The organism is Planktothrix sp. FACHB-1355 (genome assembly GCF_014748295.1).
Classification (GTDB): domain Bacteria; phylum Cyanobacteriota; class Cyanobacteriia; order Cyanobacteriales; family Aerosakkonemataceae; genus Aerosakkonema; species Aerosakkonema funiforme_A.
The window spans coordinates 1-2,267 of sequence record NZ_JACJUP010001111.1 but is presented as its reverse complement, the minus strand read 5'-3'; the positions used below and the strand labels follow the sequence as shown (position 1 = coordinate 2,267).

Genomic DNA, 2,267 nt, shown 5'->3' with positions numbered 1-2,267 from the left:
ATTAAACTTTTGCTTGCCAGTACCCAGTATTGCGAGGGCAATTCCGACTGCTCCTACAGCTGGAAATAAAGGAAAAATCAACAAACCTAGCTGGGCAAAATTCCACCATAGCTGTAAGGGAGGTTCGGAAAAAGATTTTAGATTTTGGATTGTGAATTTTGGCTTCATGTTCAATCAAAAATCTAAAATCTGAAAACTAAAATTTTCATGCTATTTCCCAACATTCCGAGCGAGTGAGGCGAATTTGTGCTAGGGCGAAGATGGTGGGTATAATGCGGGCGTAGTTAGTGGCGATCGCTCGCCAACCGAGATCCGCAAAAAACCAAGTCCACAGCGCTGGGCCTAAAAATGCAAACACGCTGCGGACAGCAGTATATCGCGCCGCACTCAAAGCCATACCCTTTTCAGCAGCCTGAAGCATCATATAGCCTTGAAACTTGTTCATCGCCGCCACTCCTCCAGATACGGCTGCTTCCCTGGCAATTTGGTATCTGGCAAAGTGAAGCGCAAACTGATGGGCCATCTGTTGCAGCAACATCGGTTTGACGATCGAACTAACTGCCAAAGCGCTACCACCTTTGATCAGCCAACCGAAAGGATCGCGCTGCACGGAAAGCGGTAACGGTTCGGAAAGTTGAGTTTCTGCCAGACTTTGCTGCACTCGCACAGTTAAGGCATTTTGCTCTGCGGCGGGTAATTCTTTCCAAGCTCGTTTCAGCAGATGGAGAAATATCTCTGCTTCTATATCTGTGGTGGAAAGCTTGTTGGAGTAGCGAATTTTAAGATAACGACACACCTGGATTAAAACTTGGCGATAGGTTACCTCCTGTGTGCGTCCCCGCAATACCGTCAAGCCATCCGCTGCCAAAAAGCGAAACCTTTGCTCTAGCATATCCAGCCAAGCTTCGCGATCTTGGCTTTGTACTTCTATAGGATCGGGCGTGCCAACATAGTCTAGGGGATTGAATCGGCGACAAAACAGAATTGCCGTCAGTTGTTGCAATTCTTCTTCTGTAGCCAACTCCAGTACCGATCTCAGTTCATCCAAAGTCGAACCCTCCAGGACCCCAGATTCTTTGCTGTCCCTTATTCTACTTCTATTGATTCTACGCGGGAGGTTGTCAAGTCGTGTTTGATGTTGCGGTTATTGGTGCGGGAATAGCCGGTTTGACTGCGGCGCAACAGTTGCAGCAAGCTGGATACAGTGTAGTGGTGCTGGAAAAATCTCGCGGTGTGGGAGGAAGGGTGGCGACGCGCCGATTATACGGCAAAAGCGCCGATCACGGGTTGCGCTACTTGGAACCGAATGGGGAGATTTTGCAAAGGTTTGTAAAGGTGTTATGCGATCGCCACATTCTCCAGACTTGGAATGACAGATTTTATTCCCCTGAATCCAAAATCCCCCACTATGTTGCGCCAGAAGGAATGAGTGCGATCGCGAAATTCCTCGCTACTGGTTTGGAAATCAAGCTAAATCAACGAGTCCGGGCAATTAATGTTACAGATAACAAATATTGGCGTCTGGATTTTGAGGCTAAGGTCGATGATATCCCAGAAGCGGTAAAAGCCAAAGCAGCGATCGTGGCAATTCCCGCGCCGCAAGCTTTGATGTTGTTGGAGCCATTAGCTGAGAGTATTTTACCAACTGGGTTTGTGGATAAGCTGCGAGCGATCGAATTCGATCCCTGTTTGGCGGTCATGGCAGGCTATCCAGCCCAAGCAGAGCTAAATTTAGATTGGAATTCTGTTGTTTTTGCAGATAATTCCGACATTGCTTGGATCGGTTTGGATAGCAGCAAGCGCCGCAACGCTGAATTTCCAGTATTTGTGATGCACAGCAGTGCTGCATTTGCTCAAAATTATTTAGATGCAGAAGATTTAAATGCTGCTGCACGCCATTTGTTAGCTACGGCGACAGCAGAATTAAATCTATCTTGGCTAGATGCGCCAGCATGGTATCAAATTCACAGGTGGCGCTATGCTTTTCCCAGTCAGTTTTGGCAGTCAAGTTATCTGGATGCGGAGATATCTTTACCTTTGATATGTTGCGGTGATTGGTGTGGTGGAAACTTAGTAGAAAGTGCTTTAAATTCGGGTATGGCGGCGGCAAGTCAAATTAATCGGTATATTAGAGATGTGCCTTTACCGGGTATTCGCTTTTTAGACATTTTTTAGTAGGGGCTAAGCATTCGTGCAGATAGTTGACGATCGTAAATTATCAATTCAAACGCGAATGCTTCGTCCAAGCAAGCAGAGGCAGAGATGAA

General features: G+C 46.8%; 2 protein-coding genes. One reads left to right on the top strand and one right to left on the bottom strand.

What is annotated here, in order from left to right:
• Positions 1–205: 205 nt before the first annotated feature.
• Positions 206–1,048 (bottom strand): hypothetical protein, encoded by an 843-nt coding sequence (locus H6S82_RS29610; RefSeq protein ID WP_190465134.1) that lies wholly within the window; start codon positions 1,046–1,048, stop codon positions 206–208.
• 80 nt (positions 1,049–1,128) lie between these two features.
• On the opposite strand from H6S82_RS29610, the gene H6S82_RS29605 reads away from it, so the two are divergent.
• Complete coding sequence (locus tag H6S82_RS29605) at positions 1,129–2,175, top strand: FAD-dependent oxidoreductase (protein WP_190465133.1); 1,047 nt, start codon at positions 1,129–1,131, stop codon at positions 2,173–2,175.
• Positions 2,176–2,267 lie beyond the last annotated feature (92 nt).